Annotated in this window: 17 protein-coding genes and 1 pseudogene; 3 read left to right on the top strand and 15 right to left on the bottom strand. The window is 59.9% G+C overall.

Annotated features, from left to right (window positions below; genetic code table 11):
• Positions 1 to 72: 72 nt before the first annotated feature.
• From wecB to LOKO_RS06845, 9 genes and pseudogenes are all read right to left on the bottom strand, one after another.
• Positions 73 to 657 (bottom strand): annotated as a pseudogene (gene wecB / locus LOKO_RS06885) (non-hydrolyzing UDP-N-acetylglucosamine 2-epimerase); the annotation flags it as partial.
• 106 nt (positions 658 to 763) lie between these two features.
• Positions 764 to 2,086, bottom strand: a complete 1,323-nt coding sequence (locus LOKO_RS06880) for a UDP-glucose dehydrogenase family protein (protein WP_066446810.1) — start codon at positions 2,084 to 2,086, stop codon at positions 764 to 766.
• A 282-nt stretch (positions 2,087 to 2,368) separates the two neighbouring features.
• Positions 2,369 to 2,686: a nucleotidyltransferase domain-containing protein gene (locus tag LOKO_RS06875; RefSeq protein ID WP_066446804.1), complete on the bottom strand. Its 318-nt coding sequence runs from the start codon at positions 2,684 to 2,686 to the stop codon at positions 2,369 to 2,371.
• Positions 2,687 to 2,698: 12 nt separating this feature from the next.
• Positions 2,699 to 3,652, bottom strand: coding sequence for an Rpn family recombination-promoting nuclease/putative transposase (locus LOKO_RS06870; protein ID WP_066446801.1), 954 nt, complete (start codon positions 3,650 to 3,652; stop codon positions 2,699 to 2,701).
• A gap of 66 nt (positions 3,653 to 3,718) precedes the next feature.
• Positions 3,719 to 5,176: an MBL fold metallo-hydrolase RNA specificity domain-containing protein gene (locus LOKO_RS06865; protein ID WP_066446792.1), complete on the bottom strand. Its 1,458-nt coding sequence runs from the start codon at positions 5,174 to 5,176 to the stop codon at positions 3,719 to 3,721.
• Positions 5,177 to 5,359: 183 nt separating this feature from the next.
• Positions 5,360 to 5,674: a hypothetical protein gene (locus LOKO_RS06860; RefSeq protein ID WP_066446790.1), complete on the bottom strand. Its 315-nt coding sequence runs from the start codon at positions 5,672 to 5,674 to the stop codon at positions 5,360 to 5,362.
• Between the two features lie 456 nt (positions 5,675 to 6,130).
• Positions 6,131 to 7,141 carry an NAD-dependent epimerase gene (locus tag LOKO_RS06855; protein WP_066446785.1) on the bottom strand — a complete coding sequence of 337 codons (1,011 nt, stop codon included), beginning with the start codon at positions 7,139 to 7,141 and terminating at the stop codon, positions 6,131 to 6,133.
• 774 nt (positions 7,142 to 7,915) lie between these two features.
• Positions 7,916 to 8,365: a hypothetical protein gene (locus LOKO_RS06850; protein WP_066446776.1), complete on the bottom strand. Its 450-nt coding sequence runs from the start codon at positions 8,363 to 8,365 to the stop codon at positions 7,916 to 7,918.
• Between the two features lie 79 nt (positions 8,366 to 8,444).
• Positions 8,445 to 8,741 (bottom strand): hypothetical protein, encoded by a 297-nt coding sequence (locus tag LOKO_RS06845; RefSeq protein ID WP_066446775.1) that lies wholly within the window; start codon positions 8,739 to 8,741, stop codon positions 8,445 to 8,447.
• A 355-nt stretch (positions 8,742 to 9,096) separates the two neighbouring features.
• Between LOKO_RS06845 and LOKO_RS06840 the strand changes: the two genes are divergently transcribed.
• Positions 9,097 to 9,924, top strand: a complete 828-nt coding sequence (locus tag LOKO_RS06840; RefSeq protein WP_066446772.1) for a helix-turn-helix domain-containing protein — start codon at positions 9,097 to 9,099, stop codon at positions 9,922 to 9,924.
• Between the two features lie 90 nt (positions 9,925 to 10,014).
• Here LOKO_RS06840 and LOKO_RS06835 read toward each other — a convergent pair whose 3' ends face one another.
• From LOKO_RS06835 to LOKO_RS06805, 6 genes are all read right to left on the bottom strand, one after another.
• Complete coding sequence (locus tag LOKO_RS06835; protein ID WP_066446763.1) at positions 10,015 to 10,392, bottom strand: histone-like nucleoid-structuring protein, MvaT/MvaU family; 378 nt, start codon at positions 10,390 to 10,392, stop codon at positions 10,015 to 10,017.
• Positions 10,393 to 10,641: 249 nt separating this feature from the next.
• Positions 10,642 to 11,316, bottom strand: a complete 675-nt coding sequence (locus LOKO_RS19285; protein ID WP_066446760.1) for an anti-virulence regulator CigR family protein — start codon at positions 11,314 to 11,316, stop codon at positions 10,642 to 10,644.
• Positions 11,317 to 11,393: 77 nt separating this feature from the next.
• Positions 11,394 to 11,981, bottom strand: a complete 588-nt coding sequence (locus tag LOKO_RS06825) for a hypothetical protein (protein ID WP_066446757.1) — start codon at positions 11,979 to 11,981, stop codon at positions 11,394 to 11,396.
• Positions 11,982 to 11,999: 18 nt separating this feature from the next.
• Positions 12,000 to 13,174 (bottom strand): IS3 family transposase gene (locus tag LOKO_RS06820; RefSeq protein ID WP_235588960.1). Its coding sequence is split into 2 segments (ribosomal slippage): positions 12,000 to 12,919 and positions 12,919 to 13,174, totalling 1,176 coding nucleotides; the frame shifts between segments, so codons are not numbered across the junction.
• A gap of 97 nt (positions 13,175 to 13,271) precedes the next feature.
• Positions 13,272 to 14,135, bottom strand: coding sequence for a sensor domain-containing diguanylate cyclase (locus LOKO_RS06810; RefSeq protein ID WP_066446752.1), 864 nt, complete (start codon positions 14,133 to 14,135; stop codon positions 13,272 to 13,274).
• Positions 14,136 to 14,413: 278 nt separating this feature from the next.
• Positions 14,414 to 15,304, bottom strand: a complete 891-nt coding sequence (locus LOKO_RS06805) for a DMT family transporter (protein WP_066446749.1) — start codon at positions 15,302 to 15,304, stop codon at positions 14,414 to 14,416.
• A 380-nt stretch (positions 15,305 to 15,684) separates the two neighbouring features.
• Between LOKO_RS06805 and LOKO_RS06800 the strand changes: the two genes are divergently transcribed.
• A complete protein-coding gene (locus tag LOKO_RS06800) occupies positions 15,685 to 16,566 on the top strand; it encodes an NAD(P)-dependent oxidoreductase (RefSeq protein ID WP_066446747.1) in 882 nt (293 codons plus the stop codon).
• A gap of 96 nt (positions 16,567 to 16,662) precedes the next feature.
• Complete coding sequence (locus tag LOKO_RS06795) at positions 16,663 to 17,517, top strand: AAA family ATPase (RefSeq protein ID WP_066446745.1); 855 nt, start codon at positions 16,663 to 16,665, stop codon at positions 17,515 to 17,517.
• Positions 17,518 to 17,519: the final 2 nt, after the last annotated feature.

Genomic DNA, 17,519 nt, shown 5'->3' with positions numbered 1-17,519 from the left:
GGCTTCCTGCCCCGCGTCCGCGTCGGCCTCAGCCTCGCTGGCGGCTTCGTCATCTTGCTCGGCTTGCTGCTGGGCAGCGGCCAGGGCCTNTACTGGGCTGGTATCGATCTTACGTACCACGTCGACCAGTGCATCGATCACGGTATTACCGGTCACGTACACCTTGGTAGGAGCCACGCCCTCCTCCAGCAGGTTCTGCCGGGAGCGATCCGTGGGCGCGAAGTGCAGCTCGGCCAAGGCACCGGTGAGCTTGCGGTTGGCTTCTTCCGGCCAGGGTGAATAGATATTGCCGGTGCGCAGCCCCGCTTCCACGTGCCCCACAGGGATCTGCTGATAGTAAGCAGCCAGCGTAGTGGAAAGTGTGGTCGAGGTGTCGCCATGCACCAGCACGATATCGGGCTTGACCTCCTCCAGTACCTCTTTCATACCCTGCAGAATCGCCGTGGTCACATCGGTCAGGTCCTGCCCCGGTTTCATGATGTTCAGGTCATGGTCGGGCACGAGTTCGAACAGGTCCAACACTTGATCTAGCATTTCGCGGTGCTGGCCGGTCACGCACACCTTGGCGTCGAAGCGCTCGTCGGTAGCGAGAGCCAAGGCCAAGGGAGCCATCTTGATGGCTTCGGGACGCGTGCCAAACACGCAAAGAGTCTTGATAGGCATGGGGACTTCAGTTTCGGTGAGAGGTGGATTCTGCAATGACGCGGCCGCGTCACTCGACGGTAACGGATTTCATTAGATTACGTGGTTAGGGGCGCTTGCTTCAGCGCCCAACCGAATAGTAGCTAAAGCCCTTAATCGCCATCCTCTTCGGCTCAAACATATTCCGCCCATCGAAGATCACCGGCTCGGCAAGCTGTTCCTGGATCAGGTCGAAGTCCGGGGCGCGGAATAGCTGCCATTCGGTGACGATCACCAGGGCATCGGCACCGCGCAGGGCCGCTTCCTTGGTACCGCACAGAGAGAGGTCGTCACGGCTGCCGTAGATGCGCTGGGCCTCTTCCATGGCTTCGGGATCGAAGGCCTGCACCTTGGCGCCGGCATTCCATAGCGCTTCCATCAGCACACGGCTGGGGGCTTCGCGCATGTCGTCGGTATTGGGCTTGAAGGCTAGGCCCCAGATGGCGAAGGTCTTGCCCTTCAAGTCGTTATTGAAGTGCTTGCTGATCTTCTGGAACAGGGTTGTCTTCTGATCCATGTTGCGCGCTTCCACCGCCTTGAGCACCTTGGCGTCGAAGTCGATGTCGCCGGCGGTGCGGATCAGCGCCTGGACGTCCTTGGGAAAGCAGGAGCCACCATAGCCCACGCCGGGGTAGATGAAGTGGTAGCCGATGCGCGGGTCGGAGCCAATGCCCTGGCGTACCATTTCGATATCGGCGCCCAGGCGCTCGGCCAGGTTGGCCATTTCGTTCATGAAGCTGATCTTGGTGGCCAGCATGCAGTTGGCGGCGTACTTGGTCAGCTCGGCGCTGCGCACGTCCATGACGATCACCCGGTCACGGCTGCGGTTGAAGGGGGCGTAGAGCTCGCGCATCACGTCTTCGGTCTGCTTGCTGGAGGTACCGATGATGATGCGGTCGGGCTTCTGGCAGTCGGCGACGGCGCTACCTTCCTTGAGGAACTCGGGGTTGGAGACCACGTCGAAGCGCAGCTCCTTGCGGCCGCGGGCTTCCAGCACCGAGTCGACCTTCTCGCGCACCTTGTCGGCGGTGCCCACCGGCACGGTGGACTTGTCGATGATGATCTGGTCGCGCTCCATGTGTTCGGCTATGGTGGCGGCCACGGCCAGCACGTACTTGAGATCGGCGCTGCCGTCTTCATCCGGCGGGGTGCCCACGGCGATGAACTGCACCTGGCCGTGCTTGACGCCGGCGGCGGCATCGGTGGTGAACTCCAGCCGACCGGCGGCGTGGTTGTCCTTCACCAGCGGCTCCAGGCCGGGTTCGAAGATGGGTATGTCGCCCTGCTTCAGGCGTTCGACCTTGTCGGCGTCGACATCCACGCAGATCACGTGATGCCCCACGTCCGCCAGAATGGCACCTTGCACCAGCCCTACGTATCCCGTACCGAATACCGTAACGTTCATGTCATCCCTGTTTGCGAGTCTGCGAGTTGATGTGCCCCAGGCACGCTACCGCCCGGGGATTGAACCGGGCGCATTCCCATGCCCTGAGTGACCATCGCCTCTGCCGGTGGCGGAGTGCCTGCCCTTTCGGTCAGGCCGATATTCTACGCGATGGCCGCACTCGGGCTCTATGCGGCAATTGGTAAAGAAAGGTAAGTATAGAGGCCCTTGAGGGGCAGGCTGCTGGAGTATGGTGAATATCATGCGGCAGCTTAGGCCATTGCCAACAGGATCAACTCTGGATCAGGTGTCTTTGCTCGGAGTCAGGCGAACCCCTTGCTCACGCGCCATCCTGTGTATCGCTTGCTCACTGAGATTCGGAGCACTCAAGAGTACGTCGACCTTGCGCCCTTGCATGGCACGCATGATGCGCACGCTGAGCCGGGCAGAGAGCTGCGCGGGATGTTCGATGGGCTCTTCCAGCTCGACATATAAATCGATATCTCCGCCACGGGCGGTGTCATCCAGGCGGGAGCCGAACAATTTCACTGTGGCGCTCTCACCAAGTTCTTCATGAACGATATGCTGGATGGTTTGGCGTTGGGTATCCGTCAGGCGCATGGGCTTATCAGCTCAGTGCTGGGCCTCGTCGCGCATGGCTTCAACTTCGCCCAAGGGCAACCCGGTAGCGTCGGCAATAGCCCGGTCGCTCAGGTCGGTGGTCTGGATCAGCTTACGGGCCGTGCTGCGAAGTGCTTTCTCGCGCCCTTCTTCAAGCCCTTCCTCACGGCCTTCCTCACGGCCTTCCTGTTTCCAGCGCTGCGGCCATTGGCCGGTCCGTTCTTGCAGCATGGTGTATACCTCCCGCAGATCTTCCAATCGTTTGAGTTCCTGCCACTGCTCCTTTGGTGCCTGACGCCTGGCCCAGACTTGCTTCAGCCAGCTGGTGAATGCGTTGCGCAGCTCTTCTTGCTGATCTGCGTACAGCCATTCGACCAGGTGCCCTAGAACGTTCAGGGCTTCATCGATACCCCGATAATGCTCTAGATTGAAGAGCGCTGCGACCACATTGCGCGTTTCGTCGGGCCAATCAGGATCGTTGACGATCGCCTTTTCGTCGAGCAGTAGGTAACGCACAGCGGGGCAATACTTTTCCAGGCCACCGCTAACGCTTTCGACCATCTCAGCGACATTTTGTGCCGCATTCCAGCGTCTTTCACCGTTGTAGAGCACAATAGGCAGCACAGGCGGTAATTTTCCGCTTGGAGTGAACGCCTTCTGGCGTATCAGGTCCTGATAAAGTAACCCGACATAGCTCATGATTCGCACGGGCATGTAGCGGTCTACCCGGCTCTGGAATTCTATGAGCAGATAGACGTAGAGCCAGGTATCTCCCCATCGCACTCGCCATACAATGTCGCTTTCACGGTCGCGCAGCTCATCGGTTACGTAGGAGCCACTCGCCTTCTCCAGCGAATCGAGATCCAGCTCTTCAACCCACTTTTCGTGTACGAAGCCGGTAAGCAGGTCTCTTACCATTCGCTGGTGGGAAAACAGCAGTTTGTAGCTATTGTCGTGGCCAGCCATGTATTCGTGCCCTTCCGTCCTTGGTTGTAGAACCGCTAGCGTTGCACTAAAGCCCAGCTTGGAGCGTCATGTCAGGCTCGGAACCGCGCCTTCGTTCTCTGTTTTCTCGGCAACGTAATCGCCGCCCAGCGTCACGATCAACTCATGCCCTGCCCCTTCGGCCCATTCCAGTAGCTTGGCCTGGAGTGCGGCCTGGGCGCGAGGGTCACCGTGTACCAGGCGCACTTCCCGGGGTGGGTGACGCATGCGGCGCACGAAGTTCAACAGATCAAACTGGTCGGCGTGGGCCGAGTAGCCGCTGACGGTTTCCACCCGGGCGCGGATGTCGATGCGCTGGCCGTCCAGCTCAACCCAGCCGCCGTTGGGGCCATGGCGCTGGATGTCGCGGCCGGGGGTGCCGTGGGCCTGGTAGCCGGTGAACAGGACGCAGTGGCGTTCGTTGCCCAGCATGCGCTTGAGGTAGTTCACCACCCTGCCCCCGCTGACCATGCCGCTGGCGGCGATGACCACTGCGGGGCGGTGGCTCTCGGCCAGGTAGTCGACGGTGCGCTCGTGGGCTTCGTGATCGTCCACGGTGTAGAGGTTCTCGAAGCTGAGCGGGTGGCGGCCGCTGCGCAGGCGGTTGTGTGCCTCGGCGTCCCACCAGGGCTTGAGTTCGCGGTACACCTCTATGAAGCGGGCGGCCAGGGGCGAGTCGACGATGATTTCGAGCTTGCGCCAGCGCTCGCTTCTTGCGTTGTGTATCAGCCCTTCCAGTTCGTAGAGCAGCTCCTGGGTACGGCCCACGCTGAAGGCGGGGAACACCACGGTGCCACCGTTCTCCAGTGCCCTGTCGATGGCGGCCTTGAGCCGGTCGCGGCGGTGGCGCCTGTCTTCGTGCAGGCGATCGCCGTAGGTCGATTCCAGTACCAGCACGTCGGCACGGTACGGCGGCTTGGGCGCGGGCAGCAGCGGTGCATGAGGTGCGCCCAGGTCGCCGGAGAAGACGGTGCGCTGGCTTTTGCCGCTGGCCTTGTCCTGGGCATCCACTTCCACGTAGGCGGAGCCGAGGATATGCCCGGCACGCTTGAGCCTGACCTTGATGCAGTCGCGCTCGTCGTCGATGACGGTGTGCCAGGTCTTGTAGTCGATGGCAACCAGGCGGCCTTGCACCTCTTCCAGGAAGCGCTGGATCAGGGCGCGGTCGCGGGTGAAGCCGACCTTGAGCGCATCCTCTATGACCAATGGCAGTAGCCGTGCCGACGGTATCGAGCAGAGAATCGGCCCCTTGTAGCCCGCAGCCAGCAGGTAAGGCAGCCGACCGATGTGGTCGATATGCACGTGGGTGACCACCAGGGCCAGCACGTCCTCCACCGAGAAGCGCACGGTGTGCTGCTCGAGGCTGTCGAGGTGATCAGCATCCTGGCCCTGGAACAAGCCGCAGTCGATCAGCAGGGCGCGGTCCACGGCGAGTTGCAGCCGGTGGCAGCTGCCGGTGACGCCATTCGCAGCGCCGTGGTGAAGGATCTGGGGGTAATCGTCCATGAGAACCTGTGGTGCGGTGTTGTTGGAGTATCTTCAGATCACGACTGGAGGCCGAAGGACTCCCGGCGGTGTTGGCAACGTTGAGAATATCGCCAGCGCTGCGCCCTCAGCCGAGGCGCCTGCGGCGCCAGTCGCGATGGGGAGTCGGAGCGCCGAACCGAGCGCTCCAACGTCGGGTTTACGTTACCTGTCGACATCAGTCGCGAACTGCGTTTCCTCGCTGAACTCGGCCACCTCAGCCTCCGTCAACAGGTTATGCATCCGGATTAGCCGAAGGGACAAAAGCGCTTTAGAACGGCTGAAGTGATCAAAGGCATGCGCCATCTCGCGATTACGCTCATGGATTAAGTCATACAGCTCGCCGTAGCGCTCATGAGCCGTAGCATCCCGTTTTGAGTAGATCTCCTGGCACTCATCCAGCACGCGCTGCGAAAACCGTTCCAGTGCCACTGCTCGAAGCCGCTTGAAGGCTTTCCAGTCGGACTCGCGGATGCTCATGACAGTCTTCCTATACAAGATCCAACAACTGTTTCCATGCTTTGGTGGTGGCTGCCGGGCGCCTGGCGGCGCCGGTCGCGATGCGGAGTAGCGCTCCAACAGCTGATATTTCTTGCCGTGTCAGGCAGTTACCACCTTGTAGGAGTATCTTCAGATCACGACTGGAGGCCGAAGGACTCCCGGCGGTGTTGCGTAGCTTAGAGAGAACCGACGCCGCTGCGGCATCCGCCGAGGCGCCTGCGGCGCCAGTCGCGATGCGGAGCAGCGCTCCAACAGCTGTTTTGTCATGCCTTGGTGGTGACTGCCGGGCGCCTGCGGCGCCAGTCGCGATGGGGACCAGCGCTCCAACAGCTGTTTTGTCATGCCTTGGTGGTGGCTGCCGGGCGCCTGCGGCGCCAGACGCGATGCGGAGCAGCGCTCCTACAGCTGCTTTTTCCTGCCATGGTGGATACACGGCTAAACGTTATAAAACCCGCGGTACCATTCGACAAAGCGCGCTACGCCTTCGTCGACGCCAACTTTGGGGCGGTAGCCGGTGGCTTGCAGCAGGGCTTCGGTGTCGGCCCAGGTGCGGGGGACGTCGCCGGGCTGCATGGGCAGGTATTCGCAGATGGCTTCGCGGCCGGTGGCGGTTTCCAGGGCGCGGATGAAGTCCATCAGTGATAGCGGTGCGCCGTAGCCGATGTTGTAGAGCGAATAGGGAGCGGCGCTCTTGTCCGGGGTGGCCACGTCACCGGGGCGGGCGGCGCCGGCCTGGGGTATTACGTCGAGTACACGCACGATGCCTTCGACGATGTCGTCGATGTAGGTGAAGTCCCGCGACATGTCGCCGTGGTTGTAGACCTGGATCGGCTTGCCTTCGAACATCGCCTTGACGAACTTGAAGATGGCCATGTCGGGCCTGCCCCAGGGGCCGTATACCGTGAAGAAGCGCAGCCCGGTGGTCGGTACGTCGTAAAGGTGTGCGTAGGTGTGGCTCATCAGCTCGTTGGCCTTCTTGGTGGCCGCGTAGAGGCTGACGGGGTGGTCGACGTTGTCGGCGGTGTCGAACGGGGTCTTGGCGTTCATGCCATAGACCGAGCTGGACGAGGCGTAGACCAGATGCTTCACCTTCTGCTGGCGACAGCCCTCGAGCACGTTGAGGTGGCCGATCAGGTTGGAGTCAGCGTAGACGTGGGGGTTCTCCAGCGAGTAGCGCACACCGGCCTGGGCCGCCAGGTGGATCACCCGGTCGAAGCGCTGGTCGCGAAACAGCGCGGCCATGCCGACGCGATCGCCGAGGTCCATCTTGATGAAGCGCACGTCTTCGCAGTTGGCAGCCAAGTCGTCCAGCCGCGCCTGCTTGAGAGAGACATCGTAGTACTCGTTGAGATTGTCGATACCGACGATTTCGTGGCCCTGCCCACTGAGACGCTTGGCCACGGCATGTCCGATAAAGCCCGCCATGCCGGTGATCAGCAGTTTCACGCGATGTCCCTACCCTTGTGTGTTGACGTCATTTCGGTTTTTCAGCGCTGATGTGGAAATCGCCGAGGCTGCGACCTCCGCCGAGGCGCCTGCGGCGCCAGTCGCAATGGAAACCAGCGCTCCAACAGCAATCCTGTCCACCAACGGTGCCTCCCCGCTGTTGGAGTATCTTTAGATCCGGTCCGACGCATCGGCGACTGGAGGCCGAAGGACTCCCGGCGGTGTTGGAAACGTTGCGGATATCGCCAGCGCTGTGGCCTCCGTCAAGGCGCCTGGCGGCGCCAGTCGCGATGCAAAGCAGCGCTCCAACAGCGCCCCTTTCCACCAACGGTGCCACCCCGCTGTTGGAGTATCTTCAGATCACGACTGGAGGCCGAAGGACTCCCGGCGGTGTTGGAAACGTTGCGGATATCGCCAGCGCTGCGGCCTCCGCCGGGGCGCCTTGCGGCGCCAGTCGCGATGGGAACGAGCGCTCCAACAATGATTCTCTTCGTTGAGGCGCTTTATCACTTTCCAGGCACGCTACCGCCCGGGGATTGTTCCGGGCGTTTCCCTTGCCCTGTTGAAGTATCGATATCAGGGAGAGGATCGGAACAGCGAATAACGGGCGTTCAGGGTCTAAGGCGTTATTAGCCCCTGCGCCATGTCACGGTCCTGTGCCGAGCTGGCGCTCGACTTCCCCTTTGAAGGTATCGTTATTCTAGTTGAACAATTCTACGGGACTCGGCGGGAATGCTCTAGCGCCGAGGTGCTGGCGAAGAATAAAACGCTACATCAACGACAGCGCCAGGCGGCGAGCCGGTTGATCAGGGCGAGAGTGAGCATTACGGCGGCGGCCCAGCCAAGGACGACAATCAGGCTGTGAAAGCCGGCGGGCACGGTGTGGGGTGGGCGGAAGCTCATGCCGTGCTCGACCAGCCGGGCGATCAGGTAGATCAGGGTGGTGATCACGGCCAGGGGCAGCGTTGCCCGCCATTCGGCAAGCCACTGGGTCAGGCGGCCAGGCTCGCGCCTGGTTTTCACGGAAGGCTTCTTGGCGGGCTTGCGCGCCTTGGCTTGCGCGGGGCGCTTGGCCGGCTTGCGGGTGGCGGCCTTGCCTCGGCCGCCCTGGCGCCGACCACCGGGCATGCTGGCAGTCAGCCAGCGCCCTGTGCGCCACAGCACCCAGCCAAAGGTAAACAGCACGGACAGCGCCAGGCTGCCCATCACGACGAAATAGGTCATGTGCGACTCAGGCGGCGATTCAGGCGGTTGCTCAGGCAGCGTTTCAGACGGCTACTCAGGCAGCGTTTCAAGCAGCAATTCAGGCGATATGACCAAGCGACTGCATTGTGCGTAGCAGAAGGGCCACGCTATCTCTGGGTTGAGCGTATTCGCTCATCAGCGTTTTCAGGCGCTCTTCGAAAAGGTGCTGACGGGCCTGCTCGTCATCCGCCTCCTGGTCCGCCAGGCTGCGTACGGGCGGTCCGGTGGGGATATCGAGCCTTGAATTGGGCTTTTCCAGCTCGCGAAGCGCTTCTGCGAAGGCATCGTCCAGCTCACGAAACTTGCGCAGCTTCTCGCGCTCGTCCATGTGTCGGTTGGGTTTATGCTGTTTCATTAGATTCCGTTAAATCTCAAGTACTGGACAGTACTCGATTAATGTCTGTCATGAGTATACCGCTATTGATTCCCGGAGCGAAACCGAGAAACACCATTCATGATAATGATTACTGTTACCATGCTTGATAAATCCGCTTTCCCTTATACGCTACAAAGTATGCACAAACGGTCAATCTTCGTCACCAAACTTGCCTTCGACTCCCGCTACAGCGCATAAAGGTATGCACAAAACCAATAAATACTTCGGGTTGGAACATTCGTGTGACCACCCAGCGGCGCCAATGGAAAGCGCCAACAGGAAATGGAAGCAGTAGTCAAGAATTACTGCACACTCCAGCGCAAGGGACCGGACAATGTTCAACGAGATGATGCGAGCGGAAATCTGGCTACAGGAGCACCTGAGTAGCCATGAGGGGATCGATGACCTCGCCAATCGACTCGGTTATTCGACCTCCCAGGTACGACGTAAGTTCAAGCAGTGTTTCGGTGTGTCGCCGAGCACCTATCGCGACATCTTGCGACTTGAAAAAGCCGCCAGACTACTCGCACTAACGCCCTATCGTGTTAACACCATCGCCACACGAAGCGGTTATCAAAATCATTCAGCCTTCAGCCGTGCCTTTCAGCGGCGCTACAATCAAACGCCCCGCCAGTACCGGCTGGCTGCACGCGTGAAGTTACGCTCGCCCATGTACTGCCAGGGCCACAGTGGCGCACCGCCGGACTTCGATATTCGCAGCCTGCCACCTAGACAGGCGCTGGTTACCCGGCTCTATCACAAGAGCGATGCCAGCAGCCTCGGCAAGCTACACAAGTGGGCACAACTCACAAAAGGAGCCGAGACCTTGCCCGAACGACTCCGACAAACCCCTGCCATTGCCGTACTCCATAATACCCCCCTGCCCTGCGAACTGGACCGCATCGATATCGGCCCGCTGATCGATGAGCAGGCCGGTGACGGTTTAGCCATCCCCGCCTCTTTCCGTATTCTGGAACTGCCCGAGCAGCGTCACGCTTGCCTAACGGTAGAGAGGCCGGAGGAGATACCCTCTGCCTTGCAGTATCTGCTCAGTGAGGGCTTGGCAAAAAAGCGCTGCTATGCCAGCGGCGACCCCGTGGAAGTACGCCTGATCGCAGAAGGATTGGAAGTTCGGTTACCAATACTTGTTGCAAGTAGCTGAATGACGCTGAATGCGGATTGACATACCTGAAACCAGCCGGGCCCCAAGGGGGCCCGGCGTGTCTAACAGTCATGCAAACGCCAGGAGGGATCACTCCTCGACGCGAACCAGCCAGCTCTCGACCTTGTCTGAACCATGCTCGTCCTTCCACGCCTTCAGTGTCTTCTGGTTACCGCCGCGGGTTTCCACGACTTCACCGGTGTTCGGGTTCTTGTAGATCTTCAGCTTGCGCTTGCGACGACCGCCACCGGTGGCTGTAGATGCCTTGGCGGCAGGCTTGTTGCCCTGCGGATCCAGCAGGCTGATAACGTCGGCTGAACTCTTGTTGAATTCGCGCATCAGCGCTTCAAGCTTGTCCTTGAACGCCAGCTCGGCCTTCAGGCGGTCATCGTTCTGAAGACGATCCATTTCGGCCTGGAGCTGCTTGAGCTGCTGCTCTTTCTGCATGAATTCACTGAGAAGAGACATAGTGTGTGTTCCTTGGGTTGGGAGAATTTCACAGGATGCGGCGCCTATAAATACAACAAGCAGCGCTCCATGACAATATGTAGGCCTATTTTTATACGCTGGATCAGTTTGGCCAAATAGGAGCAAATAGGCAAATATATGAGCGTCAACGCTTCTGCTGCGTATATGGCGCAAACGAGAACGCCGCCCTGGGGCGGCGCGTCGATCTATGATGTTACGGCGTTTCCACAATGATCAAACGCTGGGGAATCAGTAAAGCACGTCGCGGAAAACTTCGTAGACGATGTCGTTAACGATATCCACCAGCAGCACATCGGGCCCGACGTGGCGCCATTCATACTCATCATACTGAGGAAGGTTGCGTACCAACCGGTCGTCGAACTGCTTGGCAATGCCCGGGGGCAATGGTTTGCCGCGCTCCAGATTCATGCGAATGCCCGGCGGCAGGCTATCGCGTGAGCGATCGACGTCGGCCCATTCTCGCCGTTCCCCGAAGTAACGCCGTATCTCCCGCTCATCGATTCTCGGCCCATCACGATAGCCATCACGATAGTCATCACTACGAGAACGCCGATCACGATTAGCATCACTGCCGTAGCGGCGCTCGCGCTCCCAGTCGCCACGGCCTTCACGTCGCGACTCGCCATCCCGGCGCCATTCACCACGGTCGCCCTGCTCGGCATCCTGCTGGCGGCGCTCAGCGGACTGGCCGCGCCCCTGGCCCTGGCTCTGGCGGTGCTCTTGGCGATGCTCCTGGCCCTGGCCGCGCTGGCTGTTGCCCTGCCCTTGGCCTTGGCTGTTTCCCTGGCCCTGGCCCTGTCCCTGCCCACGGGGCTCGACTGGCTGAGCTTGAACCTGGGCTGACGCCAGCGTCAGGCTTAGCGTGGCTGCGGCAAGTATCGTCAATCCGTTGCGTGTTTTCATACTGTCGACCTCCAGAGGGGTACGTATCGACAGTCTAGGCGGTGAATGCGCAGGGAAGATGGAAGTTGGCTATTGGCTTACCAGAACTCCTGCATCCAGCCATCACGCAGAAATCCGCTGGCACTGGTGCTGCCAATACCCCAGAAGGTTTCCATGTCCAAGTCCGCGAAAAGCGTGGGGGCTTTCTGCTGGAGCTCCTCAATGGCTTTGTTTACATGCCAGGCATCAAACCATACCGAGCCTTTGTTGCCGCCACCAGCCAGCTTGATCGTTACGTTTGGGTTGCTGGTCCAGTTGCCATCGTCCTCGATGGTGATATTGGTGACGATAGCACTGCCGCGTATATCGGCATTGCCACGCAGATCCAGCTCGCCACCCAGGGTGATATAGAGACCTTCAAATGTGGTGTTACCCGTTAGCTTGTCGCTTTCGCCCGGCGCGACGCCCATGATGTGGTCGCAGATCCCTTCACCCCCTTTATTATTCTTGTTCTTCTTGTCATCGTTTTCGTCGACTGGAGCGGAGCAGGTTTCGTGAACATTCTTCAAGAAAACGATCATGGTGTCCAGGTCGCCTGGGCTCGGCGACGCCTGAACGATGACTTCCTGCGGTTCACCGTCGAGCACCTTCTCTGTATCACTCATGGAAGCGATCAACTCGGCCATGGACAAGGTATGTAGTGGTCAAGTATTTTTGGCCACTGAGTTTTGAGCATTCCAATAGTTCTTTTCTGCCACATTCGGCGGCAGTCCATCGTTATGCCTGTGCGGCCTTAGGCTACTGTAGTAACCGAGCATATAATCAGTGACCGACTGCTTCGCCATGGCAGCATCGGGATAGCCAATCTCTGGCATCCACTCCGACTTCAAGCTCCTGAAGAAGCGCTCTGTCGGGGCGTTATCCCAGCAATTTCCGCGACGACTTAGACTCTGGGTCATCTGGTAGCGCCAGAGTATCTGTCGGAATGCCAGGCTAGTGTACTGACAGCCCTGGTCTGAATGAAACAGGAGCCCTGATGGCTCTCCACGCGACTCGTAGGCCATGGTTAGCGCCTTCTTTACCAGCTCCGTATTCGGAGACAACGACAGTGCCCAGCCTACGGGTTTACGCGCATACAAGTCGATGACCACCGCCAAATAAGCCCAGCAAGCCCCTATCCAAAGGTAGGTGATGTCGCCGCTCCATACCTGATTTGGCTCCTTTACATCGAACTTGCGATCGAGAAGGTTCGGGATATCCAAATGCGGCTGATCAGCCTTCTTGTAGGCATGGCTTGGCGGCTGCGTGCTCACCAGTCCCAGCTGCTTCATCCGCCTGCTGGCCCGGTAACGACTCAGCGGCGTACCAGTCTGCGTGACCATTTTGGCGATGCTGCGAGCGCCGGCAGAACCGTTACTGACGGCATGCGCTTCGACAACTTGGCCCAGCAGCTTCTGTTCAGCCTCACAGGGCCTTCTATCCCGGTCACGCCAGACCCGGTAGCTACTGCGATGCACCCCAAACACCTGACACAAGTGCTGCACCGCATAGCTCTCTTCAAGTCGCTCGATTATCGAGAATTGCTCAGGGAGTCCGACATCAAGAGAGCGGTAGCCTTTTTTAATATTTCCTTCTCTTCCTCCACCCGACGCAGCTTGCGTTTCAGCTCCTGAATTTCACGCTGTTCCGGCGTCAGAGCCTCACCTTTCAGCGGTGCCTTGCCTGTCCGCTCAGCCCGCAGCCTGCGCACCCAATACTCCATGGTGGATTTGCCAACACCCATGGCCTCACACGCTGCCTTCAGCGTGTAACCCTGATCGACCACGAGCTGGGCCGCCGCCAAACGAAATTCCGGGCTGAACGTTCTCTTCTTCGTCATCATCTGCACCTGACTGTCTATGGGAGTGATCATACACTCAAAATCAGGTGGCCAGATTCACTATGCCACTACACAGGCCTCCCGGTGGTGTTGCCCATCACCCCGCTTCCGAACGACGCCTTTTCATCCGGTACATATCGCCATCCGCCTGACTCATCAAGGTATCGACATCCTCCCCGTCCGCGGGATAGCAGGCTACACCGATACTGCATGAGATCATGTTGATGTCGCCGAATTCAGCGCCCAGCGGCTCGGACAAGACCGAGAGTATATGCTCCACCTTGTTGGAAACGGCATCCGCCGACTGGATGTCCGTCAAAAGAACAGTGAATTCATCGCCACCCATGCGGGCCACCGTGTCCGTTTCACGTACGCAGCCTTCCAATCGCCGAGCAATCGTACAGAGCACGCGGTCACCCACCGCATGGCCATGGGCATCATTGATATCCTTGAAGTGGTCGATATCCAGAAACAGCAAGGCCAGGCTATTCTGGTGGCGATGAGCCGCACGCAAGCCCGAGTCCAGCCGATCATTGAACAGGGACCGGTTGGTCAGCCCTGTCAGCGGATCATGGTGGGCGAGGAAACGTAATTCTTCCTCGGCATGCCTTAGGGCCGTCACGTCCCGCGCGACGCCGATTCGCACCCCCTCCTCCTCGGACCATTGGGCAGACCAGAGGATAAAAACGATACCGCCATCCTTACGGAGATAACGGTTGCAGAAATCGAGGTGGGGCTGACCATTCATGACTCGGTCAATCGAAGCCCGTGTAGTCGCCAGGTCGTCAGGATGCCAGTAGTCGGAGATCGAAGTGCCGATCAGCTCGTCGGCAGGGTAACCGAGCAGCGCCTCACAGGCATCGCTGACGAAGACGATCTTGTCCTGCACATCAACCACGAATACCGTGTCCAGCATCAGATGGATCAGCTTGGGGTAGAGAGCATCCAGGTCAACGAGCATCAGTCATGGCAATCCGGTTCAAATCGTCCAACTGTAGCACGACGGCGGACAAACTAGCCCAGGGAAACACCTGTGTCGCCAGTTCCATTTCAATCGCCCTAAAGACACCTTCCTGCCGTACCACTATATACGAAAAAATTGTTGCGGTGCCGCTCCGACGCAGCGGCGACTGGAGGGCGCAGGCCTTCCGGTGGTGTTGCCCGCATCGGCAAACAGCACAAACGGCAGGAATCGGCCAAAACGGCCTTTGAGTTTGTCATGATATATAACGTTTGAGCTCAGCGGTCGGCCGCTTTCGGACGGTCCCTTGGAGCGGGCTTGGCGCTGTTAGCATGTTGTTTCTCCAGAATGACCAGCGCAATTCCACCGAGGATAGCCATGGACGCCAATACCAACCGCAACGATATGGACTCGCCCAGCATAACGGCACCGCCCGCAGCCGCGATGACCGGAACACTGAGTTGCACCGTCGCAGCACTGGTGGCTTTCAGTGCAGGCAATACTGTGTACCAGATGGCGTAGCCCATTCCGGATGCAAGCGCCCCCGATGCAACTGCGTACCAGAATCCAGCAGGATCCAGTGATGAACCGCTCAATGTTATCAAGCTCAGCACTACTGCGATTGGGACGGCGCGCAGAAAATTCCCCGCTGTTACCCTGAGGGGGTCACCTGCAGCTTTTCCGCGCAAGGAATAGATTCCCCATGCAACCCCAGCCCCTAGCATCAATGTGGAGCCGGCGAGTGGCGGTGCCGTGAGCCCCGGCAGCAACAGAATCACCAGTCCCGCGAGAGCGAGAAACAAACCGATGATCTGCAACGTCCGCAACCGTTCTCCCGCGTAGATGCCATAACCGATCATTGTCGTCTGGACAGCGCCAAAGAGCAGCAATGCACCGGTTGCCGCTGACAAGCTCACATAGGCAAACGAAAATCCGGCGGCATAAGCAAACAATGCAAATGCCGATGACCAGCTTCCACCGCCCGTAAATGTGCCACGGCGCATTTGCACAATCAGCCACAGAACCACTGCACCGGAGATCAACCGAATGGCAGTAAAGCTCGCCGCATCAATGCTAGTGTCTTTGAGTGCGATCCGGCAGAGCAGTGAATTACCGGCAAACGCAACCATAGCAAGCGACGTCAGGGCAATGATGCGTGCATACGACATTGGAAGTTTTCCTAAGCGCCATTGAGCGTCTGTACTCTAGAGCGCCCGATTGGTATTAGACGCGTGTTGTATGATGGGGTGAACGTGTCGGCACGTTTGTCCGGCATATGCAGCCCGTCGTTACAATGTCGGGTTGGTTACCGGTCTAACTCAACCCTATCTTCCCCAGCAGTGTAATTCTACGTAATATTACAAACCATTGCTGGGTGCCATGTCGCTATCTGCTTTTGCTTACAGGGCATGGCTTTTGACCTGCCACTCTTCGCCTGTTTGTCCCGTTTTTCCTTGCCCTCACCTGCCGACATGGAGTTGATGGAAAACCCTTCCATCGCGCATGCTGGAGGCTCTCACTTTCCTGCCCCCTCACTGGAGACAGACACATGTCACACCCTCGCCTCGGTTTCATCGGCATCGGCCTGATGGGCGACCCCATGACCCGCCGCCTGCTGGACGCCGGCTTTGCCGTCACTGTGTGGAACCGTACCGCGGAGAAATGCGATGCGCTGCGTGTTGCCGGTGCCACGGTGGCGGACTCCATCGGTGAGTTGGTGGAGGGAGTCGATGTGGTGATGCTGTGCCTGGCCAATACGGCCGTGGTGGAGGGCGTGGTATTCGGCGAAGGCGGCGTGGCGGCCCATGGTCGCGCCGGCCAGCGGCTGGTGGATCTTTCCAGCAGCGACCCGGCCGCCACACGGGACTATGCCGAGCGGCTAGAGGACGAATGCGGCATGCGCTGGATCGATTCCCCGGTCTCCGGCGGCGTTGCCGGAGCCGAGGCCGGTAGCCTGGCGATCATGTGCGGCGGAGCGGAGGACGATGTCGATGCCGTGCGCCCCCTGCTCGCCCCGCTGGCGGCGCGGGTCACCCACATGGGTCCGGTGGGCGCAGGTCAGGTCACCAAGGTGTGCAACCAGATGATCGTCGGCTGTCAGGCGGCAGTGATCGCCGAGATGGTGGCGCTGGCGGAGGCCAGCGGCGTGGATGCCTCGCGACTGACCGAGGCACTGGCCGGCGGCTTCGCCGATTCCAGGCCGTTCCAGATCCTGACTCCGCGCATGGCGGCCAGCGAGTTCGACAAGCCGACCTGGCACTTGCGCACCCTGCTCAAGGATCTCGACATGGCGGTGGCCCAGAGCCAGCGCGCCGGCAGCGCCACGCCCATGAGCGGCCTGGCCGCCCAGTTGATGCGCACCCATGCCAGCCATGGCAACGCCGGGCACGACCCGGCGACGCTGGTGGAGGCTTACCGCCGCAGGGAATGACAATCAGCCAGCCACTCACGACGATTTGTTCCCTGCCCCACCCTTCCGTACACTTGTTTGACTCTCCCCTACACGATGCTATCGCCGAGGCACCCCATGGCTTTCGATTCGACTTCCACCTATGTGGCCACCGATGCCCTCAAGCAGGCAGTGAATGCCGCCGTGACCCTTCAGCGCCCGCTGCTGATCAAGGGCGAGCCGGGCACCGGCAAGACCCTGCTGGCCGAAGAGCTGGCGGCCTCGTTGGGCACCCGCCTGATCACCTGGCACATCAAGTCCAGCACCAAGGCTGCCCAGGGCCTGTATGAGTATGATGCGGTGAGCCGCCTGCGCGATTCCCAGCTCGGCGTCGAAGGCGTGGAGAACGTCGCCAACTACATCAAGCCCGGCAAGCTGTGGGAGGCCTTCACCGCCGACGAGCGGGTGGTGCTGCTGATCGACGAGATCGACAAGGCCGACATCGAATTCCCCAACGACCTGCTCCAGGAGCTGGATCGCATGGAATTCCATGTCTACGAGACCGGCGAGACCATCGCCGCTCGCCACCGGCCGATCATCGTCATCACCTCCAACAACGAGAAGGAGTTGCCCGACGCCTTCCTGCGCCGCTGCTTCTTCCACTACATCGAGTTCCCCGACCGCGAGACCATGCAGCAGATCGTCGACGTGCACTTCCCCGACATCGCGCCGAAGCTGGTCGGCGAGGCGCTGGAGGTGTTCTTCGACCTGCGCCAGGCCCCGGGGCTGAAGAAGAAGCCCTCCACCTCGGAGCTGGTGGACTGGTTGAAGCTGTTGATGAGCGACGACCTGGCCCGGGAGGCGCTCTACAACCGCGACCCGGTGAAGGCCATTCCTCCCATGGCCGGTGCCCTGGTCAAGAACGAGCAGGATACCCAGTTGCTGGAGCGGCTGGCGTTCATGCTGCGTCGTCAAGGCAACCAGAGGCGCTGAGC

This window comes from Halomonas chromatireducens (assembly GCF_001545155.1).
In the GTDB taxonomy this organism is placed as follows: Bacteria; Pseudomonadota; Gammaproteobacteria; order Pseudomonadales; family Halomonadaceae; genus Halomonas; species Halomonas chromatireducens.
Note: the sequence above shows the minus strand (reverse complement) of the source record. Positions and strands in the feature narration are given on the sequence as shown.

Bases quoted from the DNA above. Each gene is read 5' to 3' on its own strand.
- LOKO_RS06880 (WP_066446810.1), bottom strand. From the start codon at position 2,086: ATGAACGTTACGGTATTCGGTACGGGATACGTAGGGCTGGTGCAAGGT.
- LOKO_RS06875 (WP_066446804.1), bottom strand. From the start codon at position 2,686: ATGCGCCTGACGGATACCCAACGCCAAACCATCCAGCATATCGTTCAT.
- LOKO_RS06870 (WP_066446801.1), bottom strand. From the start codon at position 3,652: ATGGCTGGCCACGACAATAGCTACAAACTGCTGTTTTCCCACCAGCGA.
- LOKO_RS06865 (WP_066446792.1), bottom strand. From the start codon at position 5,176: ATGGACGATTACCCCCAGATCCTTCACCACGGCGCTGCGAATGGCGTC.
- LOKO_RS06860 (WP_066446790.1), bottom strand. From the start codon at position 5,674: ATGAGCATCCGCGAGTCCGACTGGAAAGCCTTCAAGCGGCTTCGAGCA.
- LOKO_RS06850 (WP_066446776.1), bottom strand. From the start codon at position 8,365: ATGACCTATTTCGTCGTGATGGGCAGCCTGGCGCTGTCCGTGCTGTTT.
- LOKO_RS06845 (WP_066446775.1), bottom strand. From the start codon at position 8,741: ATGAAACAGCATAAACCCAACCGACACATGGACGAGCGCGAGAAGCTG.
- LOKO_RS06840 (WP_066446772.1), top strand. From the start codon at position 9,097: ATGTTCAACGAGATGATGCGAGCGGAAATCTGGCTACAGGAGCACCTG.
- LOKO_RS06835 (WP_066446763.1), bottom strand. From the start codon at position 10,392: ATGTCTCTTCTCAGTGAATTCATGCAGAAAGAGCAGCAGCTCAAGCAG.
- LOKO_RS19285 (WP_066446760.1), bottom strand. From the start codon at position 11,316: ATGAAAACACGCAACGGATTGACGATACTTGCCGCAGCCACGCTAAGC.
- LOKO_RS06825 (WP_066446757.1), bottom strand. From the start codon at position 11,981: ATGGCCGAGTTGATCGCTTCCATGAGTGATACAGAGAAGGTGCTCGAC.
- LOKO_RS06810 (WP_066446752.1), bottom strand. From the start codon at position 14,135: ATGCTCGTTGACCTGGATGCTCTCTACCCCAAGCTGATCCATCTGATG.
- LOKO_RS06805 (WP_066446749.1), bottom strand. From the start codon at position 15,304: ATGTCGTATGCACGCATCATTGCCCTGACGTCGCTTGCTATGGTTGCG.
- LOKO_RS06800 (WP_066446747.1), top strand. From the start codon at position 15,685: ATGTCACACCCTCGCCTCGGTTTCATCGGCATCGGCCTGATGGGCGAC.
- LOKO_RS06795 (WP_066446745.1), top strand. From the start codon at position 16,663: ATGGCTTTCGATTCGACTTCCACCTATGTGGCCACCGATGCCCTCAAG.